Source organism: Streptomyces sp. SPB074 (assembly GCF_000154905.1).
Taxonomy (GTDB): Bacteria; Actinomycetota; Actinomycetes; order Streptomycetales; family Streptomycetaceae; genus Streptomyces.
This window is the reverse complement of record NZ_GG770539.1, coordinates 5,064,997-5,091,170: the sequence shown is the minus strand read 5'-3', so window position 1 is coordinate 5,091,170 and position 26,174 is coordinate 5,064,997. Positions and strand designations below refer to the sequence as shown.

The following is a 26,174-nucleotide window of genomic DNA, read 5'->3' as shown; positions in this document are numbered from 1 at the left end:
CTTCCGCGCGCCCGCGGGCCACGCGGTCAGCCGCGCCCGCCCGGGGCCCGGTCCGCGAGGAACAGCCCCCGGCCGGACTGGACGCCCCCGACGTAGGCGACCCGCAGGCCGGCCCGCCGGAAAGCCTCCTCGTACTCGGCCCGGGTGAAGAGCGTCAGCGCGTGCCGCTCCACGAAGTGCTCCACCCCGACGCCGGGTTCGGCGACGACGTAGTGCACGGTCATGTGCGAGGTGTTCCCGACGCGCTCGGTGCTGGAGACCCGGGTCATCGTGCGCGGCCCCGCCGTCACGGTGTCCCCGCTGACGTGGTGGTCCAGCGCCGTCTCCAGGAACCACCACGGATCGATGGCCACGACCCCGCGCGGCGTCAGGTGTGCCGCGAACGCGCGGAGGACGGAGGTCAGTTCCCCGGCGTCCTTCATGTAGGCGATCGACCCGAACATGCAGGTGATCACGTCGTAGCGGCGGTTCAGGTCGAGGTCGCGCATGTCCCCGCGGTGCAGGACGGCGGCGGGGACGGCGGCGCGGGCCCGCACGAGCATCGCCTCGGACAGCTCCAGCCCCTCCACCGTGCCGAAGAGGCCCGCGAAGTGACGCAGGTGCGCGCCGGTCCCGCAGGCGACGTCGAGCAGCGAGTCCGCCTCCTCGTTGCGGGCCCGCACCAGGTCCGCGACCGTGACCGCCTCCGCCCGGTAGTCCTTGCCGCGGGCCTCGTGGAGCGACTGGTAGATCTCCGCCATCCCGGTTCCGTACACAGGCGCTCCCCCCTCAGGCCGCGCTGGCGAACCGGGCGGCGTGCTCCACGGCCCAGCTCTCGAAGGTCCGCGCCGGACGGCCCGTCACCCGGCGCACGGCGTCGCTCACCGGTCCCGGGGTGAGCACCGATTCGGCGAGGTAGTCGAGCAGCATCTCGGCCACCTCGGGCGGCATGGTGGCGCTCATCGCGGTCCGTCCCGCCTCGCGGTCCAGTTCCTCGAAGCGGATCTCGCGGCCGGTCGCCCGGGACAACGCGGCCACCTGCTCCACCTGCGTGAGCGCCCGCGGCCCGGTCACCAGGTAGCTCTCCCCCTCGTGCCCGTCCTCCAGGAGCGCGGCCGCCACCACGGCGGCGATGTCCGCCTCGTGGACCACCGCGCGCGCCGCCTGTCCGTACGGGGCGCTGACGACTCCTCGCTCGCGGATGGACTCGCCCCACTTCCACAGGGTGTTCCCGGCGAACTCGTCGGGGCGCACGAAGGTCCGGCCCACGCCGCTGTCCTCGACGGCCCGCTCCACCGCCCGGTGGTGGCGGTGGCTCGGGTTGCTCTCGTCCTCCAGCACCGAGCTGGAGGAGAGGACGACGATCTGCCGGACCCCGGCCTCGCGGGCCAGCTCCGCCACCTCGCGGGCGGTTTCGGGCACCGGGAAGAGGTACATCCGGTCGATGCCCTCCAGCGCCGCCCGTACGGTCTCCGGCCGCTCCAGGTCGCCGCGGACGACCTCGACACCGGCCGGCAGCCCGGCCGTCTCCGGGCTCCGGGTCAGCGCCCGTACGCGGTGTCCGGAGGCCGCCACGCGCTCCGCGACGTGACGGCCCACCTTGCCCGTGGCACCGGTCAGCAGGATGTTCAAGGCCCCTCCTCGGCGAACGAAGCGGCGCGTCCGGCCGGCTGCCGGGGGCGCTCGCGGATCGCGCCCAGCCTGTCCGGCCGGCCTAGAGGACGCGGTGAGCGCCGCTGGACCCGGCACCGCTCCAGAGGGGTTCGAGCGATCCTGCACCGGTTCTCGGGCTGGCCGGGGGCAGTCTGGCGGGACATCGTCCGCGAGACTGCGAGGGGTTCGCCATGTCAATGGCCGAGCGCAAGGCACTGTGTCTGGAAATGGTCGCCGCCTGGAACCGGTGGGACCTCGACGGCATCATCAGGCACTGGTCGCCGGACATCGTCCACTACTCCGAGGACAACGAGGTCGGTTCGGCCGACATGATCAAGCTCATGGAGGGCGGTCTCAAGGCGTTCCCCGACCTCCGGCTCGACGTCAAGAGCATCATGGCCGAGGAGGACCGGGTCATCCTGCGGATCACCGTCACGGCCACCCACCAGGGCGAGTTCATGGGGGTCGAGCCCACCGGGAAGCCCGTCAGCTGGCACCTGGTGGAGGAACTGCGCTTCGCCGAGGGCAAGGTCGTCGAGCACTGGGACGTCATCAACATGCGCCCGCTGCTGGTGCGTCTGGGCAAGCTGCCGGACGTCCCCAAGGTCGATCTGGAGGGCGCGCGCGCCTGAGCGGCCGCGTGCGGCGGCCTCGCCGCTTCGCCCGCGACGGCCCGGGGCCCCGGTCCTCCGGCGCCCCGGGCCGTCCCGCGCGCCCGGCCGGACGCGGGGCGGCTCACTATGCTGACGTCCGGGCGAGTGGCCGACGCGCACATCGCCGGGAAAGTCGGACGAGGCCAACGAGGTGACGATGTCGGCGACGCGGTTGCTGGTGCTCGGAGTGGTACGGGGCTTCGGCAGGACGCACGGGTACCAGGTGCGGGCCGAGTTGCTGTCCTGGGGGATCGAGGACTGGGCCAACGTCAAACCGGGTTCCATCTACCACGCGCTGCGCCAGTCGGCGAAGGCCGGGCTGCTGGAGGCCATCGAGATCGGGGACTGGCCGGGGCGGGTGGACTACCGCGTGACCCCCGCGGGCGACGAGGAGTTCTTCCGCCTGCTCGTGGACGCCCTGGAACGCCCCGAGCACCGCGCCGACACGCTCAGCGCGGGTCTGGCCCTGCTGCCCGCCCTCTCCCGCGCCCGGGCGGTGGCGGCCCTCTCCCGGCGCCTGGAGGCGCTGGAGGCGCAGGAGGCGCGGGAGGCGCGGGACGCGGCGCCGCGCGCGCAGGCGCCGCCTCCGGACCGGCTGCCCCCGCACCTCGGCGAGTTGCTGACGGTGCGGGGGCGGTACGCGCGACTCGACGCCGAATGGACCCGGGACCTGCTGCGGCGGGTACGGGCGGGCGAGTACGCGATGGCGGACGAGGGCCCGGGCGGCTTCGGCGCCCCCGGAGCCTGGCGGACGCCGCTTGCCCCGCACCGGTCCTGACGGTCCCCCAGATATCCGCCCCGGACCGGAATCCCGTTCTAGTCAAACTTGCATAGTGAGTCGTCCTTGCTCTAGCGTGACCGAGTGGTCAAGTTTGAATAATGACCCGATGCCGTTCTCCGGGCCCCGCACCCCCGGGTCCCCTCCCCGCGTGCCGCCCACGGCGCCCCGCGCCCGTGCCGCGTCCAGGACCAAGGAGTCACAGATTGAGTTCACCTTCCACCCCGGCCGTCGAAACGGCGGGCCTCGTCAAGGCCTTCGGCGGGACCCGCGCCGTTGACGGCGTCGACCTGGTCATTCCCCAGGGAGTCGTCTACGGCGTGCTGGGCCCCAACGGCGCGGGCAAGACGACGACGATCCGGATGCTGTCCACCCTGCTCACCCCCGACGCCGGCACGGCCCGGGTGCTCGGGCACGACGTGGTCCGGGAGGCCGCCGCGGTCCGCAGCCGGGTCAGCCTCACCGGCCAGTTCGCCTCGGTGGACGAGGACCTGACCGCCGCCGAGAACCTGGAACTGCTCGCCCGGCTGCTCGGCTTCTCCCGCGCCCAGGCCGCCGCGCGGGCCGAGGAACTGCTCGCCGCCTTCGACCTCACGAAGGCGGCCGGGCGGCAGTCCAAGACCTTCTCCGGCGGGATGCGCCGCCGCCTCGACATCGCCGCGAGCCTGGTCATCACCCCCGACCTGCTCTTCCTGGACGAACCCACCACGGGACTCGACCCGCGCAGCCGCAACCAGGTCTGGGACAGCGTGCGGGCGATGGTCGCCCTGGGCACCACCATCCTGCTCACCACGCAGTACCTGGACGAGGCCGACCAGCTCGCCGACCGCATCGCCGTCATCGACCGGGGCAAGGTCATCGCGGAGGGCACCACGGGCGAGCTCAAGTCGTCGGTCGGCACCGGGGCACTGCACGTACGGCTCGTCAAGGCCGAGGGCCGCCCCGAGGCCACCCGGCTGCTCACCCGCGCCCTGGCCGCGCCGGTCTTCCAGGAGCCCGATCCCTTCACGCTCTCCGTCCGGACCGACGACAACGAGCGGGTCGCCGAGGCCATGGGCGAGCTCGCCCGCGCCGGGGTCACCGTCTCCGACTTCACCTTCGGCCGCCCGAGCCTCGACGAGGTCTTCCTGGCCCTGACCGGGCGCCCCGCCGAGGACGCCACCGCTGACCAGGAGGACGCGGCATGACCATCGCACCCGGGACGGTGCCCGCCCAGGGCACGCCCCACGACGCCCTGCGCAAGGCCCTCACCAGCCAGATCCGCCCCTCGCACCCCAAGGCGCTGACCGCCGTCCGGGTCTCGGCCTGGCGGACGATGCGGAAGATGAAGCACTACGGCGTGGCGGTCCTCTTCGACGTCACCCTGATGCCCATCGTCTTCCTGCTGACCTTCACGTACCTCTTCGGCGGCGCTTTCGCGGGATCGGCCAAGGAGTACCTCCAGTACTTCCTGCCCGGCGTCCTCGTGCAGACCGTGGTGATGCCGACGGTCTACACCGGGACGGCGCTCAACATGGACATCACCCGGGGTATCCACGACCGCTTCCGGACCCTGCCGTTCTGGCAGCCGGCCACGATCGTGGGCAACCTCCTCGGCGACATCGTCCGCTACGTCCTCGCGCTGACCACCACGATGGCGGTCGGTCTCGCCCTCGGCTTCCGCCCCGACGGCGGGGTGGGCGGGGTGCTGGCGGCGATGCTGCTGCTCCTGCTCTTCGCGCTCAGCGTGAGCTGGATCTTCGCCGCGCTCGGCGTGGTCGCCAAGGCACCGGAGACGGTCTCGGGGTCCAGCATGTTGGTGATGTTCCCTCTCGTCTTCACGAGCAACATCTTCGTCGAGCCGGACACGATGCCCGGCTGGATGGAGGCGATCGTGAAGGTCAACCCGGTCAGCAACGCCGCCACCGCGGCCCGCGGGCTGATCCACGGCGACGCCTCCGGCACGGACATCGGCTGGGTCCTGCTCGCCTGCGCGATCATCACGGTGATCTTCGCCCCGCTGACCATGTACCTCTACCGCGCGAAGAGCCGGGGCTAGCGGTCCCGGTGGCCGCCCCACCCGGGGCGAACGGGGCCCGGCGGGCGGGGCGGCCGGGTCCCGCCCGTTCCGGGTGGGGCGGCCATGCGAATTTCATGGGGTGCCGGTGACCACCTCCACGGTCTGCGGCCGCCGCACCGGCCCGCAGTGTGCCGGACGGCTGCCCGTCACACGTGCGGCTCACCTTCGTCCCCATTCCCCACTTCCCCAGGCCCTGGCCGAAACCGCTCGCCACCGCCGCTCCGGCTGGAAGGATGGCCGGTCGTGACGATTCGTGTACTCCTCGCCGACGATCAGGACATGGTGCGCCGCGGGATGCGGCGCATCCTGGAGCAGCAGCCCGGAGTGGAAGTGGTGGGCGAGGCCGCCGACGGCCTCGCGGCCCTGGAGGCGGCCGGGAAGCTGCGGCCCGACGTGCTCCTCCTCGACATCCGGATGCCCCGGCTCGACGGGCTGGAGGTGACCCGGCGGCTGCTCGCCCCGGGGGCGGCTTTCAAGCCACGCGTCGTCATCGTCACCACCTTCGGCCTCGACGAGTACGTCTACCCCGCGCTGCGGTACGGGGCCTCGGGCTTCCTGCTCAAACGGTCCGGGCCGCGGCTGCTCGTGGAGGCGGTCATGGCGGCGGTGGCGGGCGACAGCCTGATCAGCCCCTCGATCACCGTGCGCCTCCTGCGCCACGTGACCGAGGCGTCCCCCCGGACGCCGGCCCCGGTACGGCCGGCGTCCGCGAACGCCCCCGCCCCGCTCGACCACTGACCAAACGGGAGACGGAGATCGCCGGCCTCGTCGCAGAGGGACTCACCAACGCCGACATCGCCGCCCAGACCTTCATCTCCCCCGGAACCGTGAAGACACACGTCGCGAGCATCCAGCGCAAGCTGGGCGTCCGCAACCGGGTCGGCATCGCCGTCCGCTCCTGGGAACTCGGGTACGCCTCCGAGGCCTGACGGAGCGGCCCGGCGCGGCGCCTTCCGCCCGCCGCCGGCGCTTCCCCCGCCTCCCCCACCGCACCGCCCGGATCCCAACCGCACGGCCCGGCCCCGCTGCCGCGGGAACCGGCGGCGGAGAAGGCAACTGCCTAGTCTGGCGCTCATGTTGCGTCTGTCCGCTTACAGTCCCACGCGCGTCCTGCTGTGCGCGACGAGTGTGCTCGTCCTGGGAGCCCCGGCTCTCATGGGTCCGTCCATGAGCTTCCTGCTCGCCGCGAGCGCCGTCGTCGCCGTGGTGGCCGCGCAGCTCACGAAGCCCGTGGGGCGGTTCACACCGGCCATGGCCGCCGCCGCGGCCATGGCCGGCTCCGTCCTCACGGACTTCCTCTACCGGGGGGACCAGGGCCTGACCCTGGTGTGGATGCCCTTCGAGTACGCCGGGCTGCTCGTCCTGACGGGGCGGCTGATCCGGCGGCGTGGCACGGACGTCCTCGTGTGGGGCTTCGCCGCCGGTATCGCCGCCACGTCGCTGCCGCTCCGCTTCACCCCGCGCAATCCGCCGTCCACGACCCGGGACACGTTCACCGTCCTCGTCCTCGCGCTGCTGCCGGTGCTCGGCGCCGTCGCCGTCGGCCGCTACCTGCGCGCCTCCGACTCCCGCCGCCAGGCCGTCCGGCGGGCGCGCGAGGAACAGCGCGCCTACCTCGCCCGCATCCTCCACGACCACGTCGCCCACGAGCTGACCGGCATGGTCATGGAGGTGCGGGCGGCCCGCGCGGCACCCTACGAGGCGGACCAGTACGACGAGTTCCTCGCCCGGCTGGAGGACTCCGGACTGCGCGCCCTGGACCACATGGACGGCGCGCTGCGCACGCTGCGCGCGAGCGACGAGCGCGAGGCGGACGGCGCCGCCACCGAGCAGCCGGCGACCCGGACCCGGGGCCTGTCCGGCCTGCCCGAGCTGGTGGAGCGTTTCGCCGGCTCCACCAGGCGGCCCGTCGCGCTCGACCTCCCGGCGGACCTGGAGGGCACCCTCTCCCCGGCCGGCGAGGAGGCCGCGTACGACCTCGTCCTCGAAGCACTGACGAACATCCGCCGGCACGCCCCCGGCGCCACCCGCGTCTCGGTCGTCCTGACCCGGGCTCAGGAGCACGTGCGCGTCGGCATCGACAACACCGCCGACGGCGGGCACGCGCCCCTGACCCGGGGCCGCAAGGGCGGCGGCACCGGGCTCGTGGGGCTCGCCGAACGCTTCGCCCTGCTCGACGGCGAGCTGAGCTCCGGCCCCACCGCCGAGGGCTGGCACGTCGAGGGCCGCCTGCCCCTCGCGGGCCCGCCCGGGGCCCGTACCGCTCCCGACCGCGGCGCCACCGGGTCCTGACCCGGCGCGAGATCGGTCGCCGGATCTCTGCCGAACGGCAGATGTGCGAAGGCGCGGCGGGCGGGAGTCTTGACCCATCACCCCCTGACGCCCCGGAGGCGACGATGATTCCCCGCACCTGGACCAGCCGGAGGAGGGCACTCGGTGGCGCCGGCGCGCTCACCGCCCTCACCGCCCTCACCGCCGTGACGCTCCTGGCCGGAGCCGGACTCACGGGCTGCGCCACCGCCAAGGACGCCACGCCCGAGAAGAAGGTCTTCCAGACCGACGGCGGCACGCTCAACGTCCGCTCCCACGGGGTCCCCACCGACCTCGTCCCGAGCGAGCGGAAGGACGTCGAGGTCACGCGCTGGTTCGCGGTCGGCTTCGGCGCGGACGCGAAGAGCAGCTGGACGCTGGAGAAGGGCGTGCTGGACCTGCGGGCCGGATGCAGCAAGTTCGCGAACTGCGACGTCCGCTACCGGGTCGAGGTGCCCAAGGGCATGAAGGTGCCGCGCAACGGGCGCGGCACCGATCTCAAGGGCACGCCGGACAAGGCCGCCGGAGCCCCGCGCCGCCTGACCGTGCCGAGCGGGAACTGAGGAGAAGACGGACATGCTGGAACTGGTTGACATCACGAAGGTCTATCGCGGCGGCAAGCGCGCCGTGGACGGGATGACGCTGCGTCTGGAACGCGGGATGCTGGGCCTGCTGGGCCCCAACGGCGCGGGGAAGTCCTCCCTCATGCGCATCGCCTCCACGGTCACCCGGCCGACGAGCGGGCAGGTGCTCTTCGAGGGGCAGGACGTCGTTGCCAAGCCCAACGCGTTGCGCCACGCGCTCGGTTACCTGCCGCAGGACTTCGGCGTCTACCCCAACCTGACCTCGCGCGAGTTCCTCTCCTACCTCGCCACCGCCAAGGGCCTCTCGCGCCGCTCGGCCAAGGCCCGCATCGAGGAGCTGCTGGAGCTGGTCAACCTCACCGAGGCGGTCAAGCGCCCGCTCGGCAAGTACTCCGGCGGCATGATGCGACGCGTCGGCATCGCGCAGGCGCTCCTCGCCGACCCGCGCGTCATCATCGTGGACGAGCCCACGGCGGGTCTCGACCCGGAGGAACGGGTGCGCTTCCGCAACCTGCTGAGCGAGCTCTCCGCCGAGCGCGTCGTCATGCTCTCCACCCACATCGTCTCCGACGTGGAGTCGGGAGGTTGGCCGCCGGGCCACTTCGGACCCCTCCGAGTTCTCTTTGCGACCTGCCCTTTTGCCGCGTCCGAATCTGGCTCACTCCGAGAATCCCGGTAGATGCCGGGACCCTCGCTCACGCATCGCTCACGCAAGAGGACGGTCTCTAGGCGCGATGACCAGGGCAAATCCATTCTCTCGTCTCCGCGTGCACACGCCCAAGGCTTCGCATCACCTCACCCGGCCGCGAAAGGCTCGAAGTGGTACATGACGGCGACGCCCCTGAGGTCGGCGAGGGTGAAGGAGAAGCGCCCTCCGAGGTTGGAGTGCGGGATCTTGCGGAGGTAGGCAAGCTCCCGTAGTTTCCGTGCGCTCAAGGGGATGAGAGCCGCAGCCTCGTCCGGCGTGTAGTGCCGCAGTCTCCCCTCCTCCTTGGCGGTCGCGCGGCCCGAGCGTTCGCCGGACCGGCGGGTGGCGCTCCGGCTTCGTGCCCTAGCCGTTGGGGACAGGGTTGTGATGCGGGACGCCTCGTGGATGGCGAGCCGGTCGGCGCGGCTGGTGATGATACGGCGTCCCGCTCCGGCCTTGAGGCCGAGGCTCGCGATCCGCTGCCGGATGGTCTTCACGGCGCAGCCCAGGACGTAGGCGGTCTCCTGGACAGTCATGAACTCCTGATTCACGTCGGCCGGCGCCTTCGGTGTCTGGTACTTGAGGTACTTCTCGCTGGTCACGTCTGGCCTTCCTGCCGCGCCGGTGGGCAGGAGAGTGCCCGGGCGGTCATCGGGAGATGTGCCGGGGCGGCTACTGAACAGGTGTGCCCCCTGCCGGACCAGAGTCCGGCAGGGGGCATCTCACCTTCGCCTTCGAAACCGAGTGGGGCTGCTACAGGGCGGGCTGGCCGCTGGCCGGGCAGCGACTGCGGCCGCCGGACGTCATGCCTGGGCCGTAACGAGGAGGGTGCCGATGTGCCCTTCCTTGGGGGCGTCGATCGTCCGCGCGTTCACCGTGGCGAACCCGGCCCGGAGGAGGTGCCGCTCCCACACCGCTGGCTTGTAGCTGTACCGGTAGGTGAACATCGCTCGTCCGTCGAACCCGCCCTTGTACATGCCTTGGGGTCCGTAGGCGCCTGGGATGGCCGGCGGCTGGGAGAAGGCGAACACGCCTGCGGCGGCCAGGCGCTCGCGGACGAGCGGGAAGAGGCGGGATGGGTCGGTGAACCAAGCCGCGCCGAAGATGGAGTACACGGCGTCGTACTGGCTGGTGTCGTCGGTGAGCCAGTCGAGGACTTCGGCCTGCTCGATGTGGACGCCGAGCGGCGACCACCGTCGGCTGGCCAGTTCCGCCATGCGCGGCGACAGGTCCACTCCCGTGCCTTTTACGCCTAGCTGTGCGAGGCGGGCCAGGGCGCGTCCGGTGCCGCATCCGATTTCCAGTACGGACTCGGGCGAGCCAAGTAGCTCGGGCCCCGGGCCGTGGCCGGCGTACTGGGTCCAGCAGAACGAGGGTTCCGCCTCGGCGTCGAAGGCGCTTTCGGCGTAGGTGTCCCAGAGTTCGGTCTCGGCGGGGATGTCGTGCGGCACGGGCACTGCTGTTCCTCTGGTCGTTGGGTCGCGGGGCCCCGCCCCTGCGGGGTGGCGGGGGCGGGGCCGACTGTAGCGGGGTCAGTGGCTGTCGGGGACCTTGTTGTCGCACGGGGAGCAGCTGGTGCCGTCGATGGCCCACAGCTCCTCGTCGATGGCCCACCCCTGTGACTTCAGGAAGTCGCCGGTGCGCAGGCACAGGCCGTCGTTGCGGCGCTCGATGAACGGGGCGTGGTGCTTGAAGGCGCCCCCGTTGTAGAGGCGGCAGATGCCCCACCAGACGGGGGTGTCGAGAATGAGCTGGTGGACGCCGATGTCGACGAGCTTGCCGACGCCGAGGTGGACTTCGGGGTTCTCGATGGAGCCGAGGGTGTACATGACGGCGTTACCGAGGATGCGTTCGGCCATGTCCTTGACCATGGTGTGGTCGCGCAGGAGCAGGGCGATCTCGCGGTCCCAGATGTCCAGGCCGCTGTCGAAGACGTTGACGGTGAGTTCGGTGATGTGGGGGGCGACCGCGTTGAGCAGTTCCCGCGGGTCGCGGGTGCGGGTGAGCGCCGATGTGTCGAGCGTGACGGTCATGGGCTTGCCTTCCCTTTCGGGTGGGTGTTTCGCCCCGTGTTTCCGGGGGCGTGGAGGTGCGCGCAGGCTGGGCAGGCGCGCGGGAACCAGGCGCGCCCGGTGCGGGTAGCGGGGCGCGCGCCGAGGTCGATGTCGCTGATGCCGGGGTCGAGCGACGCCCCGCACCACACGCACGCGCGGCCTCGTCGCTGCTCGTCGGTGAGTGTTTCGACGGCGGGGAGGATGAGCGCACCTGCTGGCGCGTTCACCGGGCCATCACCCCGGCCGGGCCGAACGCGGCGCCGAGCTGGGGCACGGGCGTGAGCCGCCCGCTTCCGTCCGGCGGTTCGAGCCACAGCCTCCCCTCGCTGCCGATGCCCTCGTGCGGGCAGCCGAGCACCCACCCGCGCGGGTGCACGGTGAGCTGTCGAAGGTCGGCGAGGTCGTCCGCCTCATCGGCCGGCACGAGCCACCACGCGAGCGGTTCGCGCACGGAGGCGAGGACGGGGCCGAGCGCGCCGGTGGGGCAGATGGCGCACATCGCGTCGATTGACGGGTAGAGCGGCTCCCCAACGACCCGCCACGCGCCGGATGAGGGCACGGGCACGAGCTGGTCCTCGAGCGTCCATATGCGGAGTGCCTGCTGCGGGTTCGCCACGGTGTGCGTGAGCCACTGGCGTCCGATCTCACCTCGGATGACTGCCATGCCACGGACCGTAGGCGGCGGGGTTGCGCGCTCGCGCGGCGATTGCGCCGGATTGCGGACCGGGTGCGGGGGTTGTGCGGATTGCTGCTACGCGAACCCCAGGGAGGCCCTGGCGCGCGCGATCAGGCGGTGTGCGTGAGGGCCTGACACTGCCGACTCGGCGGCCCAGGACCACGCCTTTTCGTAGAGCGCGATGCTGGCTTCGTCGGTCAGCCACAGCTCGGCTGCCATCGTCTCCACGATGACGAGGCGCTGATCGTAAATCCAGAAGCCGTGGGACGGTGTGCGCCGCAACCGTGCTGCGAAGGGGACGATGCGGAGGTCCACGGTGTCCAGGCCGATAAGGGACACGAGCCGGTCAAGCTGAGCGGCCATGACTTCTGGAGGGCAGGGCAAGGCGTGCAACGCCGCCTCCCACACCAGGAACTCGAAGCGTTTTCCTGGCTCGTAGAGGGCCTGCTGGCGTTGTACCCGGCTACGGACCGCATCGTCCATGTCCCGGGGGGTCTGACGAAACTCTGCGCTGGCGGTGAAGAGGCAGCGCGCATAGTCGGCGGTCTGCAGCAGCCCGGGGACGCGGACCATTTCGAGCGCCCTGAGCCGCCTGGTCAGCTGTGTCTCAGCCGTTCCTAGCTCTTGTCGGCTCCGGTGCCCTGCTGCCACTTGCCGCTGCCACGACCGGACGTGCGAGGCCATGCCCGCGAGGAGCCCCATGAGTTCGGCTGTCACTTCGGGCTGGCCGACCGCCTGCGCCCACGCTTCCAGATCAGGTCGCGAGGCAGTTTGCCGCCCGTTCTCCAGGCGGGACACCTTGGACCGCTGCCAAGCCAGCAGCTCCGCCAAGCTCTTCCCGTCGAGTCCGGCCTCGGTGCGCAGCTCGCGGAGCCGCGCACCGAGGGCCACCCGGGCAGACTGAAAGTCATTGCTCACGCACGGGACGGTACCTGGGGAATGAAGTCCCGGGTCGGGATCGCACGCTTTGTCGCAACGTCGCGGGCCCGGCAGGCGGCAGCAACCTCGTCCGTATCCTCGGAAAGGATCACGCCGAGGGTCACGTCGTCCTCGTCGAAGACGAAGCGCGCAACCAGCCGCGAGTCGAACAGCCAGAAGTCTTCAGCCGGAAGGCCGAGACCCTCTGCATCAGCGCGCCAGAGGTTTCGAATGTCCTCGCCTGCCGCCACGTTACCCAGGCCGGTGGCGAGGAGGAACCGCTGCCCCTCGGTGGGCGGATAGTCGACGAGACGCACCCGAGCGAATCGCTTGCCCGCGCTCGTGGCTGCCCGAACCGTTGCGTGCCACGGGCGATCCGGGTCGTATCCGAACTCATCACCGGCAGAGAATCGAACCCAACTTGAGCTGGAGCGGTCGGAGGCGTAGCCCTTGCGCGTCTCTAGACGCCATGCCTCCTCCTCGAATTCTTTGAACAGGTGAGCGGCGTCCGAGAAGGGGATCAGCGACACGTCACTCCTTCGGCGCGTAGCGGGTGAGGAGCTCCCGCGGGATGACGACAAAGGTCTCGGAATCCTTTACGTCGCGCAGTTGCTCCAGGTGCTTGGGGTCGGTGAGTCGGTCCCCCTGGACGACGATGTCGCCGGTCTCCTCGATCTCGTAGAGGGTGGGGCAGTCCCCGTCTTCGCTGGTGGTGCCGATGAACCGCAGCGTCATGTCTGCTTCCTTCGTGTCGGCTGAACGTGCGCTCAGGATGCTCCGAAATGAGCGGCAGCGGGGGGCGATTGCTGGGAATTGCTCCTCTGCTCGGCGGAACGTCGAGACCGGGCAATGCCCGAGCGACAGAAAGGCGCCCCTCCCCGCGCGTGGCGGGGAGGGGGCTGCGTTCAGCCGACGAGGCGGTAGGTGACCGTGTTGCCGGGGCCTCGGGTCCCGACGAGAACGCCAGCTTTCTGGAGTTTCCGGAGGGCGTCGCGCGCCTGCTTGTCGCTGCCGCGTTCGCTGGTTGCGGTGACGCCAGCGTCTCGCAGAGCAGTCTTCGCGCGCTTCGTGTCTCACTCTCCGCCGAGGGAGCGGATGACTTTTTCGAGGATGTCGCGTTGGGCTGCCATGCGCCTATCCTGCGGGAGGCGGACGGGCGGGTGTGCGAGTTACTCAACTTCTCCTCGCGGGGCTCTTTTCCTCTGCGCGCGGATCACCATGAGGGTCCGCTGGATCAGGAGTGCGGCCACGAGGAGGAGCAGCCCCGCGCGGACGATGCGGAGCACCGCCGCAGGGGTGCCGTCGAGGCCGACGAGGGTGATGACGACGGTGTACAGGCCGAGCGCGCCGAGCGCGCCGGACAGCATCATGAGGTGCCAGCCCATCGGGGTGGACCGCCACGGCGCGAGCCGGTGGTAGGTGATGCAGAAGACCGCCGCAGCGGCGGCCACGGCGCCGGAGACGCCGGTGTTGAGGTACTGCGCGATGGTCACGTACCCCTCCCCTCCAAGGACTGACGGAACATCTCCGCGAAGTGGTTCCGCTCGCGGATCTCACGAAGTTGCCCGGCGGTCTCGGTGACCTCGCGGCCCCGGCGGGCAGTCTCGTGCCGCTCCTCCCGAGCCTGATGCAGGGCGCGGTCGGCAGCGGCCTGGCCGGGGGTTCGGCCACCGTGTCGGCGGCGCCATAGCCTCCTCCACTTCACCCCGCCCCCACCTCCTCGTCGGACCCGGCCGCCTGGCGGAGTCCGGTGAGCGCGTGGGCGGAGGTGCGGCCCAGCTCCAGAAGCTCCTGGGTCTGGGCCCGCTCCATCGCCCGCGCCTCCTCCGACACGGTGTGCGCCTCGCGCCACGTGTCCCGCTCGCGCAGGAGATCGTCATACGTGCGGCGGGGCACGAGGCGCCCGGTGAGGATCATGAGGACGACCAGGGTGAGGAGCGCGACCGCGCCCAGGTCGGTGGGTCTGAATCCGAACAGCTCACCCACGCTGCCGCCTCCTTGCTCGTTCACGTGCTGGTCAGACGCCCTTGGCGAGGGACGCCGAGTTGGTGACGTCCCGCCAGCGGGCCACGAGGCCCTTCACGAGGGACGCGGCGGCGGCGACCCCGGCGGTCGCGGCGGCCTGCCACATGCCGATGTCGAAAGGGCTCGTCAGCACGAGGGCACCGACGAACGCCTGGAGGAACGTCGAGACGACCCTTTCGCTCAGGTCGCGGGCGTAGGCGGCGCCGGTCTTCACGACGGTCTGCGCGTCGGGGAAGTGCACGGGGGCGTGGACATGGTCAGGACTCCTTGGGGGCGTTGTCGAGGGCGGCGCGGACAGCGGCGTCCTTGGACTCCAGCAGCTTGCGGAGGGCGACGCTTTTCTCGGGGCCGTCCGGCAGGAGGTTGGAGAGCGGTAGGCCAGCTCGGAGATCGGCATGGAGACGGCCTGGAGGTGCTCGGGGAGGTGGGTGAACTCGAAGTAGCGCAGGATCGGCGGGTGGCTCATGGGTCAGCCCTTCTTGTTGAGGGCGGCGCGGAGGTCGGCGACGTCGGCGCGGAGCCGGGTGATGCCGTCGTAGATCTCGCGGAGGAAGCTGAGCGGGGACCATGTCGGATTGGATTTCAGGGTCGGGCTGGTCGACGGGGCGGGCGCGACATCGGGCTCCCACACGTCCCTGTACGCCTGGGGCTTCTTCGGCATGGGCTTCTCCTTGCTCGGGGCGGGCGCCTTGGGGGGCTGCGGGGACTGAGGGCTGGCGTCCTTGCGGGCCCACGCGCGCATCGCGGCGCGGCTCGCCCAGTTGCCGACGTTCGTGTCGACGGGCGACGAGGTGTACTGGTGGATCACCCACGGCGCCTTGATGCTCGGCTTGCCCGGGCGGCCGTTGTACTCGGCGATCCACAGGCCGTCCGCCGCGAAGGACGTCGTGTCCCTGTTGAGCCAGAAGTCGCGGTTGCAGTACAGGAGCACGCGGTGGTTCGAGCCGCGCAGCTTCTGGACCGCCTTGAGGAAGGCGTCCTTCTCCGCGCAGCTCGGGCTCCCGGACGTGCTCGACTCCCAGTCGCAGACGAGCAGGTCGTACTCGACGGACGCGGCCTGCTTGACGAAGAACTCGGCCTGCGCCTGGATGTTGCCCGGGAGAAGGAAGTGGTAGAAGCCGACGACCAGGCCGGCGCTCCTCGCGGTGGCGGCCTGCGAGACCATGCGCGGGTTGGTGTAGGACGTGTCCTCGGTCGCCTTGATCAGCGCGAAGTCGATGTCCTTCGTGGACGGGGAGGCGGGCTGGTAGCTCGCCCAGTCCTGGCCGGTGATCATGCGGTCTCCTGACATGGCGAAGCCCCGCGCGCGGGCGGGGCTCTTGCTGGGATCTGGCGATCAGCTCACGACGGGGTTGGACCAGCGGGGCACGGTCGCCTGGCTGGTGACGCTCCCGTTGGAGAGGTGCCAGAACGGCCCGCGGTACGTCGTGTCGTTCGCGGTGACGGTGTAGGTGGTGCCGAGGTCCACACGCCGCGCGATGATCTGTGTGGGGGTGACCTGCACCTCGATCCGTACCGGGGTGCCGGCGACGGGCGGGGGCGTGCTCACGCTGCCGAGGGCTACGCCGGAGGTGACGTGCGGGTCGTGCCGGTAGATCTGGAGGTCACCGGAGGCGCGGACGAGGACGTGGTAGCCGCCGCTCGCGTTGGTCGGCGCGGAGAGCTGGAACGCGTCGTCCGAGGCTTTGCCCACCGCGATGTCCGAGTGGAGCGTGGCGGCGGGCAGGGTGTCCCAGCGCATCGAGACGGCGACGGTGTACGCGTCCGCCGAGGCGGCGCGCATCCCGCCCATGCAGATGCTGTAGCCCGAGAGTTGATCGAGGTGGAACGCGCCGTCCGCATCGAGTTTCGGCGCCCACGCGGCGCTGTAGTGCTGCGGGGTGAGCATCCCCGGGGGCATGACGCGCGCGGCGAGCGCCGCCGCGAAGGTCGGCACCCGCGGCTTGTTGAGGTACACCCACCGGGCCTCCATGAGGTCGCGCACGCCCAGGCCGAGGAGCCGGTCCCGGTCGGTGAAGCTGTGCACCTCCCAGCTCATGACGGGCTTGCCGCGGCCGACGACGGCGGTGATCCGCGCGTCCGTCATGCCGGTGGGCACGCCCCAGATGTCGACGTTGGCCTGCACGGCGTCCATCTGCGCGTCCGTGGTCCCGGCGTCGACGTAGGCCCACACGCGGTATCCGCGCGCGCGGACCCCGGCGAAGCTGCCGTCCGTGTAGTAGCCCTTGTAGATGATCGAGTGGGGGCCGCCGGGGAAGCGCTCGTCCAGGAGGTCGAGGATCGGATGCACGGCCGCGCTGTTCTTCGGCTCCAGGAAGATCACGCACCGCCCGTAGAGGCGGTCGAGGACATCCCTCAGGGCGGGGATGCGCTGGTCTGCCCAGCCTGCGCCGAGGAGCGTCTGGGGCTTCGCGCGGACCTGTTCGCGCAGCGCCGCATACGTCCACGCGCTCACCGGGCCCGTGTGGTCGGTGGTGCGGTCGAGGGTCGTGTCATGGATGCAGACGGGGATACCGTCGCTCGTCACATTGACGCTGACCTCGATGGCGCGGGCGCCGGCCGCCAGCGCGCTCTCGTAGGCGGCCATCGTGTGCTCCGGGTACTCCTGCCCCGAGCCTCTGTGCGCGGCGACGAAGGGGTTGCCCGCGAGGAAGGTGTCCACGTTCGGGTACGCGGTCTGGTCTGCGAGGCTCCAGCTCGCCGTACCGTGCGGGTTGACGGCGGCGGCGTGCGTGGCGAGCGCGGCCTGCGTGCCCGCGAGGCTCGCACCGAGGTCGGTGGCGATCGTGCGCCGGCGCGGGCCCTCGCCGCCGGACGCGTCGAGATACACCGCGGTGACGCCGTCCAGGCCGTAGAACTCGGGGAGCGCCCCGCGCTCGTCGCTGACGAGTTTCCCCTCGGGCACGGGGGTGACGCCGTCCGCCTGGAGGAGGTCGGCGTACTGGCTGCCGCCTCGCGCATCCGACCAGGCGGTGACGGTGGCCGCGGGCTGGAGAGTGGCGGCGTTGTCGTCGCCCAGGGCGACGACGTAGTCGGCGATCGAGCCGAAAAGAGAGCGGGACATCAGACCGTCCAGGTGAGGGCGTCGGGGAGGATCTGGTCCCCGGCGGAGATGGTGGGATGGCTGGTGAGCCAGACCTGCCCGGGCCGGTCGGCGTCGTTGGCGGCGTAGACCGTGACGCGCCCGATCCGGGACCCGCTCAGGTAGGCGCTCCCGGGCACGGACCGGCTGGGGTGGCGGTACTGGGCTGGGATGAGGACCGGAAGTCGCAGGTCGACGGCGGGCGAGATGCTGCCCGTGAGCAGAGTGAAGGACCCGAGGCGCAGGCAGACGGTGCCGTTGACGTAGTCGAGGACGGAGTCGGCGTCGATGCGCACGAGGCCGCCAGTGGGCTGGTTGCAGGTGACACCCATGGCGCGCCCATACGTGGTCTGCCAGCCGCTCCCGGTCCATACCCGCCCCTGGCCCGTGTCGGCGATGTGCTCCTGGTCCCCGATGCGCGGGAGGGGGTTGGGGCGGGCGGCGAGCGCGGGACGGACCGCGTTGCCCGCGTACAGTTCGGCGCGCGCGACGCCCACGGCCCCGGCGTTGTTGCCGATGGTGAGCTGAGCGAGGGGGACCTCGTACACGCCGGTGGGGCCCGGCGCCTGGACGAGCGCGGGCAGGCCGCTGCCGGGGGTGCCCTGCCGGATCGCGACACGCACCGTCCAGTCGGAGCGGTCCAGGCGGAGCACGACCCAGTCCATGCGGGTCTTCCCGCTCGTGTTTGCGGCGACGGGCAGGGTCAGCGAGGTCCCGCCCGCTGTCCAGGCGTGGCCGCGCACGAGTGCGACCGCCCCCGCCTGGATCGAGATGTTGAGTCCGGTGGCGGCCGTGACGACGGCGGCCTGTGTCGGATCGCCCACGACTCCGTCCGGGCTGGCGGGGGCGGCCAGTTGCTCGTACTCGGCGTCCGTGACCGCCCGGTTGTTGTGGGCCTGGGACGGCCAGGAGTCGTCTGCCACAGCTACCTACCTCGTTTCGAGGCGCGCGAGGCGCCGGGTCAGGGTGCGCAGCACGCGCACCGTCTGGGGGTCGGTCGTCGCCTCCGGTGAGCCGATGACCGCGGCGACGTACTCGCCGCTGCCGGGCGTGGCCTGGAGGTGGATGGAGCGCACCAGGTCCGCCACCTCGATGCCGGTGGGGAGCGCGACGGTCACGCGGTCGCCGAGGTCGTAGTCGCGTCCCGCGCGAAGCTGCGGGGTGTCGGTGGTGACGGTGGCCAGTTCGACGGGCGCGGCCTGCTCGGCGAGGAGCGCGTTGCCGTCCGCGGTGAGGGCGCCGTCCGCGTCGGTCTCCGCGCTGCCGTCGACGTACTGCTCGACGCGCCACCAGCTCGACGCCGCCGTTGTGTCGGCGCGCTCCACGAACGTGCGCGCGGTCGAGCCCTCCGTCTCCGTCCCCGCGACGAGCGCATGGGTGGCGGTCGGCGCGCTCACCTTCGCCTGGAGGCTTCGGAGGTTGCCCAGCCCGATGCTGAACCGCGCGGTGCGGGTGAGATCGCGCGGGGCGTACACGGAGAAGACGAGCCCACCGTCCGCCTGGGCGATGCGGAAGCCGAGCCCGCCGCCGCCGAGGGCCGCGCGGCGGCACACCTCCAGCAGCGGTTCGAACCGCGTGCGCGTCGCGGTGCTCGCGCCGACCCCGGCGGCTGGTGCGAGGACGAGCCCGGGGATGCGCCGGTCCGCGCGGGCGCCGGGCCCGCAGTTGAGGTTGATGAGGTTGCGGATCGTCGCCTCCGCGTTCGCGGTGGCCTCCCACCAGGTGTTGCCCGGCTGAGCGGTCCACGCGCTCGCGGGCGCGGGCCAGGTGATGTACCCGGCGGCCGTCGCGAGGTCGTCGCTCCAGTTGACGGTGACGGTGCCGGTCCCGGCGTTCTCGGAGAGGTCCCACGCGTAGTCGGTGGGGACCTCCATGGGCCCGGCCATCCACACGGCGCCGTCGCGGATCATGACGAGGCGGTTGCCCGGCTGGAGCTGCGCCAGGATCTCGGGGCGCGCGGGGAGCGTGATCGAGCCCGAGCCGGGCTCGTTGAACTTCCGGGTGGCGTCGACGGACGTCCACCCGTCGAGCGGGTCGCCCTGGACGCGCAACTGCCGGTCGGTGACGAGGAACTGGAGGGTCATGCGGTCTCGTATCTCGCGAAGAACGTCACGCTGACGGACGAGTCGGGGCCGGCGCCGTCGAGCTGAAAACGGACCGGGGTTTCGCCGGGCGGGAGCCCCCACAACGTGGCCGAGGGCCAGTTGAGAGCGCCCGTCCAGTTGTCCCCGTCCGGCCCCTCCCCGTCCGGGCCGCGCACACCGGGCGGGTCGGTGGACACCACGACCTCGTCCCCGGCGACGAGATCGCCATGCGCCGTCAACCCCGGGTCGAGCTGGAAGCTCTCGCCGGTCGCGACGTTGGTCACCGAGATGCCGGTCGCCGGACCGGTGATGCGCCAGGTCGGCCACACGCCGACGTCGCCGGGGTTCCGCAGCGTCGTGTCGCCAAGGACCTGCCCCGACGACACGGACGGGTACGGGACGAGGTAGTCGGCGAGCGTGCCGGTCTCGCGATGCTCGGTGAGCGGCGTCGGGTCCACCCAGTACGGGTCCGCGCACCACAGGCTCAGCACGGCCTCGTCGTCCAGGACGCCGCCCTCGGCGTCCGTGCGCCCCTCCATGCCCTCCTGGTAGACGACCTCGATGCGACGGCGGGTGCCGTCCGGGCGGGCGATCTCCAGGATGCCGGGCCCCTCCCGCACGGTGCGGGTGAACGCCCGCGCGAGCGAACGCCAGCGGGTGAGGAACTCGGTGTGATCCGAGCCGTAGACGTGCAGGGGCCAGACGATGAGCCGCGGCTGCGCCTGGACGTGCCGCAGCCGGGCGCCGCCGCGCGGGTGCGCGTCCGTCGTCAGCTCATACGGGGCCGCGCCGAGCCCGCTCACCCCATCGGACAGCGTGAACCACCCCAGCTCCGGCGAGGTGAGCGGCCGTACGGTTCCGGAGGGGTCCATGAACGTGGCGACGGCGAAGCCGACCTCGGGCAGTTCGACGCCGCCCCCGCCGCCCGGGTCGGTGGGCGGCGGGGTGGTCGCGCGGACGATCAGCGGCATCGGATCACCTCGGCCTTCCTACTCGGGCCCGCGCCTCCTGGACGCGCTGCACGTGCTCCAGTTCCGCGACCGTGAAGTCCGCGGTGCGGGCGTTGATCTCGTAGTGGTAGGACGGTCCGCCGCCGCTCAGGCCGCGCTGCACGGCATCCCACTGCCCGGCGGTCAGGATCGGCTCCGGCCGGCCGGTGGCGTTGACGCCCGTGGACAGGCCGGGCTGGAGCCAGCCGCCGCTGTCGTACTTCTTCGGCTTGACCTTCTTGGCCGGCGCCTTCTTCTTCGCCTTCGGCAGCGTGGCCGCCCCCGACACCCGAATCGAGCGGACCGCCGTCACCGCCAGCAGCGCCATCGTCTTCTCGATAGCGCTCTTCTGCGCGAGCAGGCCCGACAGGAAGCCGTGGCCGGCGGCGCGGCCCGCGTCGTACATGGCGTCGGCGGTCGCCTGCCCGTAGGACGTCGCCAGCTTCGCGCCGCTCTTCGCGAGCGCGTTGAGCTGCTTGACCTGCCCGCCCGTCGCTCCCGCCACCAGCTTCGTCAGGTCGGCGCCGGGGCCAGGCCGACGAGCTGGCTGATGATGTCCTTCGACACCCCCTTCTTCGTCAGGCTGTCGATCTGCGCACGGTCCGCCTTGAGCTGGGCCTGCTTGTCCTTCAAGCCCGCCACGAGGCCGCCGATGGAGGAGGCGCCCGAGAAGTTGGACAGCCCGAGGAAGGCGGCAGCGCTGTCCTTCTGGTCGGCCGCGGCCTGCTTCGCCGTGTCGATTTTTGCGCTCACGGCATCCCGCTGCTTCGACAGGCCCTCCAGCCGTGTCGCGGCCTTCGACGTCGAACTGATCAACGTCTTGGACGCGCCACCGGTCGCCTTGAGGTCCTTCGTCAGTTCGGCCGCCGCACGGGAGATGTCGGACGCCGACCCGGTGACGGACTTCGTGAAGGCACTCAGGTCGGCGGGGACGTCCTTGCGCGCGGACAGTTGCGCGGCCTGGCGCTTCTCCTCCCGGCGCCGGGCTTCCCGCTGGCGTGCGGCCTCTTCGCGCGCCGCTTTCTTCTGCGCGGCCGTGAGCGTGCCCTTCGCGAAACCCCGCGCGCCGATGCCCGCCGCCATGGCGAGGGAGGTGCGGTGGTCGTAGACCTCCTCCCCGCCCCGGAACTTGACCAGCTCGGGACCGCGCTCGCCGACCCACGCGACCTCGCCCGCGCGCGGCCGGCCGCCGTCCGCGTAGCCGTGCCCCTGCCCGAGGAAGGACAGCGACGGCCCGTACCGGTGCTTGGCGTAGTTCAGGGCCGCGAGGAGGTTGTCGTAGCCGTTGAAAATATCGCCGTGACCAGGCAGTTTGTACGCGTTGAAGGTCGCGGAGATGGTCTGCATGAGGCCCTTGGCGAGGTCCCCGCTCAAGTTGTTGACGTCACCGATCGCGCCCTGGACGGCGCGCGGGTTGCCGCCGGACTCGGTGGCGATCTGCCGCAGCACCCGCTCGACCATCGCTCCGGACGTCGACAGCCCGTTCGCCGTCAGCGCCTTGACGACGTAGGGCCGCCACCGCTCCACGCCGCCCCCGGGCGGGTTCGCCAGGGACTTCGGGAGCTGCTTGTCCGCCTCCTTCGCGTACCCGAACAGCACGTCGACGGCCCGTCGCGGGATGCGGCGCGCGAGCTTCCCGAAGCCCGTGCCGGAGCCGGGGATCTGGTTGATGAGCGGGTTGACGACCGCGTTGACGCCCGCGCGGGCGCTGGCCGCCATGCTGTCCCGCAGCCAGCCCGCTCCCTTCTTCGCCCCGTTCCAGGCCGCCGAGCCGACGCCCTGAGCGCGGCGCCCGCCGACTTGGCCCAGCCGAAAAGGCCACCCCCGTCCGCGAAGCCGGGCGCTTCGCCGTTCCCACCGGCCGCCGCCCACTTGCGCAACGCCATGACCGCGCCGTGCCCGCCCGCGCCCCGCACCTCGCGCGCGGTCCACACGTGCTCGTTCTTCGACAGCCACGCCGGGACATCGTCGGACGTCTCGGTGCCGGCCCCGAAGACAGGGCCGCCCTTCGCGAAGCCCTTGAACTTCTCGATCTCCGGCGCCCCGAAAGCGCCCGCGACCTTGTTCCAGACCCCGACGATCCCCTTGTTGTAGACCGTGTCGATCACGAAGGAGATGGGCTTCTTCGCCAGACCGGCGACCTTGCCGAACTCGGTGCCGATCATGTCCTTGGCGTCCTTGAACGCCTTGCCCAGCGCCTTCGCGGCGGCCTTGCCCTTGTCGATCGGCGGCTTGATGCCGTGGTCGTACAGCCACGTGGCCACGGTGCCGAAGCCACGGAACGCGGGCGACAGGGCGCTCTTCCACAGCCACGTCCCGGCCGCTCCCAGCGCGGTAAAGGCGGCTTTGCCGCCGGCGGCTGCGGGCTTGATGCCGTGGTCGTACATCCACACCGCGACCGCCCCCGCGCCGTGGAGCGCGGGGGACAGAACGGTCTTCCACAGCCACGTACCCGCCGCACCGAGGGCGGCGAAAGCGACCTTGCCTCCGTTGACGGCGGGCTGGATCGCGTTCTTCCACAGCCAGGTCGCCGCCGCGCCCGCACCGTGGAACGCCGGGCCGAGCGCGTTCTTCCACAGCCACATCCCGGCCGCGCCCAGCGTCTTGAACGCGATCACGCTCGGCGTGATCAGGATGACCGCGATGATCGTCGCCAGGATGCGCGCGCCGGTCCCGATCCCGGAGAAGACCGGGGACAGGACGTTCCCCCACAGCCACACCGCGCCGTGCCCGACTGCGGTCATGCCCGAGAGGAACCCGTCGAGGGTGGGCTTGATGAAACCCGTCCAGGCGGCGGACGCGGCGGTCTTGATGCCCGACCACGCCGCCTGCACGATCGCCCGAAAAGTGTCCGACTTCTGGTACGCGACGACCAGGGCAGTGCCGAGCGCGACGAGACCGACGACGATGAGGCCGATGGGGTTGGCCGAGAGCAGCGCGTTCAGGACGGCCTGGACGGCGGCCCATGCGCGGGATGCGCCCGCGGCCGTGCGCGTGGCGATGACGTTCGCGTTGACGGCGACCGTCAGCGCGATGATGCCCGCCGCGACAGGAGACAGCCACGGCCCGTACTGCCTGAACCAGCCGAAGGTGTCTGTGGCGACCGTCCCGAACGTCGTCAGAGCTGGCACGGCGTAGGTGCCGAGGACGTTCACGAACCCCTGCTGGAGGCTGCGCGTGAAGAGTTTCAGCTCGTAGCTTGGGCCCTGGCGCAGGGTGGTGCCGAGCTTCGTAGCGGCCCCGGAGACGTCCCCGAAACCCTTCGACGCCTTGCCCGGGTCGAGCTTGAACAGCGACGTGCCCAGCTCCTCGGCCTGTGTGCCGAAGAGGCCCACGGCTGCGGCTTCCCGCTTGACCGGGTCGTGGATGCTGCGGAGCTTGTCGAGAACGGTCTGGAGGCCGGCGGTCGCCGACGCGCCGCCCTGGCCGATCTGCTTCTCCAGCGTCTTCGCGTCGAGGCCGAGGCTCTTGTAAGCGGCGCGCGAAGAGTCGCTCATGTCGATCGAGCGGATCGAGAACTCCTTGAGGGCGTCCGCGACGATGTCCGTATCGCGGGCGCCGCCCTGGAGGCCCTGCTGGAACAGGCCGAGCGCGGTCTTGCTGTCGAGTCCGAGCTTCTTGAGCTGAACCGGGTACTCCTGGAAGGTCTCCAGGAGGTCCTCGGCGTTGGGGCCGAGCTTCTGCATCCCGACCGTGATCACGTCGAGTGCGCCCTTGGCGGACGGCGCCAGGCCGTTCTTCATGAGCGCGGACACGGCCTGTGTCTGCATACTCATGTCCGTGCCGAAGGTGGTCGACACGTCTGCCATCTGCGCGGCGATGCTCTTGAGCTGCTTGTTCGTCGCGTCCGGCGGCACCAACCCGGCGTTGACGATCGAGCGGATCACCTCGGCGCCCTGCGCGACGTCCTCAGTGATGCCCTTCGCGTAGAGCTGCCCGGCGATCCGCCCGTACAGGGCCGCGTCCTTGCCCGTCGCGCCGAGCTGGCCTGGAGCGTGCGGGTCAGGTCCGCCTGCTCCATCGCCTCGCTGAGCCCGGCGACGAGGAGCGCGCCCGCAGCCACGCCGGCGGCGGCGGCCCCCAGCTTGAGCTTGTCCTTGAGGCCGCCGCCCGCCGCCTCCCCGGCGTCGCCGCCCGCATCCCCGGCGGGGGCGACGAGCTGACGGCGCAGCTCGTCCCCGATCCCCCGGACGCTCGGGATGATCTGCAAGACGGCATAGCCCACGGAAGGCACGTTGGTCACCTCCCGCAGTGTTCGGTTATGCGATGCGCCCCTCGGCGATCGCCTGCTCCCGCGCGCACTTGCGGCGGCGGGCGTCCTCGAGGCGCGCGACCCGCTCGGCACTGCGGCGGGCGGTGTCCGGCTTCGGCTCCCACCAGCGCGGGTACGACTTGGCGGGCTTCGCCTTGGGGGCCTTCTCGGCGGTGTTGCCCTGCCGGAAATGCCAGTCGAGGACGTTCACGGTGTCGATGAGGTCGGCGAGGACGATCTGCTCACCGCTCGGTTCGGGGATGCCCGCGTTGAGGGCGGTGCGTGTCGCGGCCTGCGGGCTCAGGCCGCGCACGTAGCTGATCAGCTCCCGCCAGGTCAGATCCCCGGTGTACAGGTCGCGCAGGCGCACCCCGTACTCGCGCCGCAGGTCTGCCTCCAGGGCTCGGCCGTGCCTCCGGATCAGCTCTCGGAGGCTTCCGATTCCCCCGGCTCCGTCCCGCAGTGCCGCTGGTAGGCGCGGAACAGGGCCATGACCTTGTACTGCGGCAGGCGGACCTTGCGGAACTCGGCGTACTGGTCGCCGAGCGCGAGCCGCAGGGCGCCGAGTACGGCCTGGAGGTCGCCGCCGTCCGCGGCCTCCACCACGTCCCAGATGTCGAGGCCCTCCAGGTGCGCGAACTCCCAGCGGCGCCCGTCGAAGTGGACGCGGAACGGGGCCAAGTCGGTCTCGGCCTTGACGGCGTCGAGGTTGAAGTCGAACGGCTCGTGGTCGGCCGGCTTCGCCGCCCGGGTCTTGCTCTGCGCGGTGGTCATGAGGTCTCGCTCTCGGGTACGGGTGGGGTGATCTGGATGTTGAGGGCGGGCATGGTCAGGGTGACCATCCCGGCCCCGTCCGGCTGGAGGGTGACGCCGATCTGCCCGGCCTGGACGACTCACGGGAACGGGCGGCCGTCCACGCTGATCTGTCCGCCGGGCTCGATGACGACTTGCTGTGCGACCGGTACCTCGGCCGGGGACGTCGGCCGGCGGCGGTCGGCGACGAGCGACGCGACGACGCGCGAGCGCAGGCGCGCGGGCACGTCCTCGCCCGCCTTGATGACGCCGAGCCGCACGGCCGCCGCCTGGATCTCGGCGTCGGTGAAGGAGTAGGACACGGGGGCGCTCAGTCGCCGAGGGCGGTGCCGTAGCGGCTGACGTCGGCCAGCGGCATGGCGAAGAGCACCCCTTGGCCGGGGTTGCCGAGGAAGCGCAGCCACCCGTCAGCGGTGTGCTCGACGGTGGTTACGCCGGTCACGGAGCGGGAGCCGCCTAGGTTGGTCTTCACGCGGTAGGTGACCGGGGCGGGCGAGGAGTCGGCGACGAGGGGCATGCGCGGTTCCTTCCTGGTGCGCGGTGTGGGTGTGAGCCGGGACGCGGCGACCGCGCGACG

32 protein-coding genes and 2 pseudogenes are annotated in these 26,174 nt (G+C 71.5%); 8 read left to right on the top strand and 26 right to left on the bottom strand.

The features are described from left to right. Positions 1-26: 26 nt before the first annotated feature. Positions 27-740: a class I SAM-dependent DNA methyltransferase gene (locus SSBG_RS21515; RefSeq protein ID WP_050776811.1), complete on the bottom strand. Its 714-nt coding sequence runs from the start codon at positions 738-740 to the stop codon at positions 27-29. 28 nt (positions 741-768) lie between these two features. Then, positions 769-1,611 (bottom strand): NAD(P)H-binding protein, encoded by an 843-nt coding sequence (locus SSBG_RS21510; protein ID WP_037870352.1) that lies wholly within the window; start codon positions 1,609-1,611, stop codon positions 769-771. A gap of 212 nt (positions 1,612-1,823) precedes the next feature. Between SSBG_RS21510 and SSBG_RS21505 the strand changes: the two genes are divergently transcribed. The 8 genes and pseudogenes from SSBG_RS21505 to SSBG_RS21470 all read left to right on the top strand — a co-directional run. Then, a complete protein-coding gene (locus SSBG_RS21505) occupies positions 1,824-2,264 on the top strand; it encodes an ester cyclase (protein WP_037870350.1) in 441 nt (146 codons plus the stop codon). 178 nt (positions 2,265-2,442) lie between these two features. Then, the gene (locus SSBG_RS21500) at positions 2,443-3,063 is read left to right on the top strand and encodes a PadR family transcriptional regulator (protein WP_008748172.1); all 621 of its coding nucleotides are present in this window, start codon (positions 2,443-2,445) and stop codon (positions 3,061-3,063) included. A gap of 206 nt (positions 3,064-3,269) precedes the next feature. Then, complete coding sequence (locus tag SSBG_RS21495; protein ID WP_008748171.1) at positions 3,270-4,250, top strand: daunorubicin resistance protein DrrA family ABC transporter ATP-binding protein; 981 nt, start codon at positions 3,270-3,272, stop codon at positions 4,248-4,250. Continuing rightward, positions 4,247-5,101: an ABC transporter permease gene (locus SSBG_RS21490; RefSeq protein ID WP_008748170.1), complete on the top strand. Its 855-nt coding sequence runs from the start codon at positions 4,247-4,249 to the stop codon at positions 5,099-5,101. The genes SSBG_RS21495 and SSBG_RS21490 overlap by 4 nt, the downstream gene beginning before the upstream one ends. A gap of 264 nt (positions 5,102-5,365) precedes the next feature. Continuing rightward, positions 5,366-6,051 (top strand): annotated as a pseudogene (locus tag SSBG_RS21485) (response regulator). Between the two features lie 145 nt (positions 6,052-6,196). Beyond that, complete coding sequence (locus SSBG_RS21480) at positions 6,197-7,414, top strand: sensor histidine kinase (protein ID WP_008748168.1); 1,218 nt, start codon at positions 6,197-6,199, stop codon at positions 7,412-7,414. 104 nt (positions 7,415-7,518) lie between these two features. Continuing rightward, on the top strand, positions 7,519-7,995 hold the full coding sequence (locus tag SSBG_RS21475) for a hypothetical protein (protein ID WP_050776809.1): 477 nt from the start codon (positions 7,519-7,521) through the stop codon (positions 7,993-7,995). Positions 7,996-8,008: 13 nt separating this feature from the next. Then, positions 8,009-8,596, top strand: a pseudogene (locus SSBG_RS21470) (ABC transporter ATP-binding protein); the annotation flags it as partial. A 215-nt stretch (positions 8,597-8,811) separates the two neighbouring features. Here SSBG_RS21470 and SSBG_RS30310 read toward each other — a convergent pair. The 24 genes from SSBG_RS30310 to SSBG_RS21355 form a co-directional block, all read right to left on the bottom strand. Beyond that, positions 8,812-9,306, bottom strand: coding sequence for a helix-turn-helix domain-containing protein (locus tag SSBG_RS30310; RefSeq protein WP_008748165.1), 495 nt, complete (start codon positions 9,304-9,306; stop codon positions 8,812-8,814). A gap of 201 nt (positions 9,307-9,507) precedes the next feature. After that, complete coding sequence (locus SSBG_RS21455) at positions 9,508-10,161, bottom strand: class I SAM-dependent methyltransferase (protein WP_037870348.1); 654 nt, start codon at positions 10,159-10,161, stop codon at positions 9,508-9,510. A 75-nt stretch (positions 10,162-10,236) separates the two neighbouring features. Continuing rightward, complete coding sequence (locus tag SSBG_RS21450) at positions 10,237-10,737, bottom strand: hypothetical protein (protein WP_037870347.1); 501 nt, start codon at positions 10,735-10,737, stop codon at positions 10,237-10,239. 244 nt (positions 10,738-10,981) lie between these two features. Continuing rightward, a complete protein-coding gene (locus SSBG_RS21445; protein ID WP_008748162.1) occupies positions 10,982-11,422 on the bottom strand; it encodes a hypothetical protein in 441 nt (146 codons plus the stop codon). 87 nt (positions 11,423-11,509) lie between these two features. Continuing rightward, on the bottom strand, positions 11,510-12,352 hold the full coding sequence (locus SSBG_RS21440) for a helix-turn-helix domain-containing protein (RefSeq protein ID WP_008748161.1): 843 nt from the start codon (positions 12,350-12,352) through the stop codon (positions 11,510-11,512). Then, positions 12,349-12,882 carry a DUF6879 family protein gene (locus tag SSBG_RS21435; RefSeq protein WP_008748160.1) on the bottom strand — a complete coding sequence of 178 codons (534 nt, stop codon included), beginning with the start codon at positions 12,880-12,882 and terminating at the stop codon, positions 12,349-12,351. The genes SSBG_RS21440 and SSBG_RS21435 overlap by 4 nt, the downstream gene beginning before the upstream one ends. A 1-nt stretch (position 12,883) precedes the next feature. Beyond that, positions 12,884-13,087 carry a hypothetical protein gene (locus tag SSBG_RS21430; protein ID WP_008748159.1) on the bottom strand — a complete coding sequence of 68 codons (204 nt, stop codon included), beginning with the start codon at positions 13,085-13,087 and terminating at the stop codon, positions 12,884-12,886. A gap of 434 nt (positions 13,088-13,521) precedes the next feature. Beyond that, on the bottom strand, positions 13,522-13,845 hold the full coding sequence (locus SSBG_RS21425; RefSeq protein WP_008748158.1) for a putative phage holin: 324 nt from the start codon (positions 13,843-13,845) through the stop codon (positions 13,522-13,524). Continuing rightward, complete coding sequence (locus SSBG_RS36225) at positions 13,842-14,057, bottom strand: DUF7620 family protein (RefSeq protein ID WP_037870345.1); 216 nt, start codon at positions 14,055-14,057, stop codon at positions 13,842-13,844. Before SSBG_RS36225 ends, SSBG_RS21425 begins: the two co-directional genes overlap by 4 nt. After that, on the bottom strand, positions 14,054-14,338 hold the full coding sequence (locus SSBG_RS21415) for a hypothetical protein (RefSeq protein WP_037870344.1): 285 nt from the start codon (positions 14,336-14,338) through the stop codon (positions 14,054-14,056). The genes SSBG_RS36225 and SSBG_RS21415 overlap by 4 nt, the downstream gene beginning before the upstream one ends. Positions 14,339-14,369: 31 nt before the next feature. Continuing rightward, on the bottom strand, positions 14,370-14,843 hold the full coding sequence (locus SSBG_RS33350) for a hypothetical protein (RefSeq protein ID WP_008748156.1): 474 nt from the start codon (positions 14,841-14,843) through the stop codon (positions 14,370-14,372). Between the two features lie 3 nt (positions 14,844-14,846). Next, on the bottom strand, positions 14,847-15,653 hold the full coding sequence (locus SSBG_RS21405; RefSeq protein ID WP_008748155.1) for a GH25 family lysozyme: 807 nt from the start codon (positions 15,651-15,653) through the stop codon (positions 14,847-14,849). Positions 15,654-15,713: 60 nt separating this feature from the next. Beyond that, positions 15,714-17,441, bottom strand: coding sequence for a glycerophosphodiester phosphodiesterase (locus SSBG_RS21400; RefSeq protein ID WP_008748154.1), 1,728 nt, complete (start codon positions 17,439-17,441; stop codon positions 15,714-15,716). Next, positions 17,441-18,382, bottom strand: coding sequence for a hypothetical protein (locus SSBG_RS21395; RefSeq protein ID WP_008748153.1), 942 nt, complete (start codon positions 18,380-18,382; stop codon positions 17,441-17,443). The genes SSBG_RS21400 and SSBG_RS21395 overlap by 1 nt, the downstream gene beginning before the upstream one ends. A 6-nt stretch (positions 18,383-18,388) precedes the next feature. Continuing rightward, positions 18,389-19,543, bottom strand: a complete 1,155-nt coding sequence (locus SSBG_RS21390) for a siphovirus ReqiPepy6 Gp37-like family protein (protein WP_008748152.1) — start codon at positions 19,541-19,543, stop codon at positions 18,389-18,391. Beyond that, positions 19,540-20,514, bottom strand: coding sequence for a phage tail domain-containing protein (locus SSBG_RS21385; RefSeq protein ID WP_008748151.1), 975 nt, complete (start codon positions 20,512-20,514; stop codon positions 19,540-19,542). Before SSBG_RS21385 ends, SSBG_RS21390 begins: the two co-directional genes overlap by 4 nt. A 4-nt stretch (positions 20,515-20,518) precedes the next feature. Continuing rightward, the gene (locus SSBG_RS21380; protein ID WP_008748150.1) at positions 20,519-21,037 is read right to left on the bottom strand and encodes a hypothetical protein; all 519 of its coding nucleotides are present in this window, start codon (positions 21,035-21,037) and stop codon (positions 20,519-20,521) included. A gap of 8 nt (positions 21,038-21,045) precedes the next feature. Continuing rightward, positions 21,046-22,131, bottom strand: a complete 1,086-nt coding sequence (locus SSBG_RS33775) for a transglycosylase SLT domain-containing protein (protein WP_008748149.1) — start codon at positions 22,129-22,131, stop codon at positions 21,046-21,048. After that, the gene (locus SSBG_RS21375; RefSeq protein WP_008748148.1) at positions 22,023-24,419 is read right to left on the bottom strand and encodes a phage tail tape measure protein; all 2,397 of its coding nucleotides are present in this window, start codon (positions 24,417-24,419) and stop codon (positions 22,023-22,025) included. Before SSBG_RS21375 ends, SSBG_RS33775 begins: the two co-directional genes overlap by 109 nt. Continuing rightward, positions 24,416-24,775: a hypothetical protein gene (locus SSBG_RS30300; RefSeq protein ID WP_008748147.1), complete on the bottom strand. Its 360-nt coding sequence runs from the start codon at positions 24,773-24,775 to the stop codon at positions 24,416-24,418. Before SSBG_RS30300 ends, SSBG_RS21375 begins: the two co-directional genes overlap by 4 nt. Before the next feature lie 16 nt (positions 24,776-24,791). Then, a complete protein-coding gene (locus SSBG_RS21370; protein WP_037870342.1) occupies positions 24,792-25,154 on the bottom strand; it encodes a hypothetical protein in 363 nt (120 codons plus the stop codon). Between the two features lie 50 nt (positions 25,155-25,204). Continuing rightward, entirely contained in the window at positions 25,205-25,558 is a 354-nt protein-coding gene (locus tag SSBG_RS21365; protein WP_037870340.1) for a hypothetical protein, read from the bottom strand. A gap of 119 nt (positions 25,559-25,677) precedes the next feature. Further along, positions 25,678-25,899 carry a hypothetical protein gene (locus SSBG_RS21360; protein WP_037870338.1) on the bottom strand — a complete coding sequence of 74 codons (222 nt, stop codon included), beginning with the start codon at positions 25,897-25,899 and terminating at the stop codon, positions 25,678-25,680. An 8-nt stretch (positions 25,900-25,907) separates the two neighbouring features. Beyond that, complete coding sequence (locus tag SSBG_RS21355; protein WP_008748144.1) at positions 25,908-26,114, bottom strand: hypothetical protein; 207 nt, start codon at positions 26,112-26,114, stop codon at positions 25,908-25,910. Positions 26,115-26,174: the final 60 nt, after the last annotated feature.

Bases quoted from the DNA above. Each gene is read 5' to 3' on its own strand.
- SSBG_RS21515 (WP_050776811.1), bottom strand. From the start codon at position 740: ATGGCGGAGATCTACCAGTCGCTCCACGAGGCCCGCGGCAAGGACTAC.
- SSBG_RS21505 (WP_037870350.1), top strand. From the start codon at position 1,824: ATGTCAATGGCCGAGCGCAAGGCACTGTGTCTGGAAATGGTCGCCGCC.
- SSBG_RS21500 (WP_008748172.1), top strand. From the start codon at position 2,443: ATGTCGGCGACGCGGTTGCTGGTGCTCGGAGTGGTACGGGGCTTCGGC.
- SSBG_RS21490 (WP_008748170.1), top strand. From the start codon at position 4,247: ATGACCATCGCACCCGGGACGGTGCCCGCCCAGGGCACGCCCCACGAC.
- SSBG_RS21480 (WP_008748168.1), top strand. From the start codon at position 6,197: ATGTTGCGTCTGTCCGCTTACAGTCCCACGCGCGTCCTGCTGTGCGCG.
- SSBG_RS21475 (WP_050776809.1), top strand. From the start codon at position 7,519: ATGATTCCCCGCACCTGGACCAGCCGGAGGAGGGCACTCGGTGGCGCC.
- SSBG_RS21450 (WP_037870347.1), bottom strand. From the start codon at position 10,737: ATGACCGTCACGCTCGACACATCGGCGCTCACCCGCACCCGCGACCCG.
- SSBG_RS21445 (WP_008748162.1), bottom strand. From the start codon at position 11,422: ATGGCAGTCATCCGAGGTGAGATCGGACGCCAGTGGCTCACGCACACC.
- SSBG_RS21430 (WP_008748159.1), bottom strand. From the start codon at position 13,087: ATGACGCTGCGGTTCATCGGCACCACCAGCGAAGACGGGGACTGCCCC.
- SSBG_RS33350 (WP_008748156.1), bottom strand. From the start codon at position 14,843: ATGAGCCACCCGCCGATCCTGCGCTACTTCGAGTTCACCCACCTCCCC.
- SSBG_RS21405 (WP_008748155.1), bottom strand. From the start codon at position 15,653: ATGATCACCGGCCAGGACTGGGCGAGCTACCAGCCCGCCTCCCCGTCC.
- SSBG_RS21400 (WP_008748154.1), bottom strand. From the start codon at position 17,441: ATGTCCCGCTCTCTTTTCGGCTCGATCGCCGACTACGTCGTCGCCCTG.
- SSBG_RS21390 (WP_008748152.1), bottom strand. From the start codon at position 19,543: ATGACCCTCCAGTTCCTCGTCACCGACCGGCAGTTGCGCGTCCAGGGC.
- SSBG_RS21385 (WP_008748151.1), bottom strand. From the start codon at position 20,514: ATGCCGCTGATCGTCCGCGCGACCACCCCGCCGCCCACCGACCCGGGC.
- SSBG_RS21365 (WP_037870340.1), bottom strand. From the start codon at position 25,558: ATGACCACCGCGCAGAGCAAGACCCGGGCGGCGAAGCCGGCCGACCAC.
- SSBG_RS21355 (WP_008748144.1), bottom strand. From the start codon at position 26,114: ATGCCCCTCGTCGCCGACTCCTCGCCCGCCCCGGTCACCTACCGCGTG.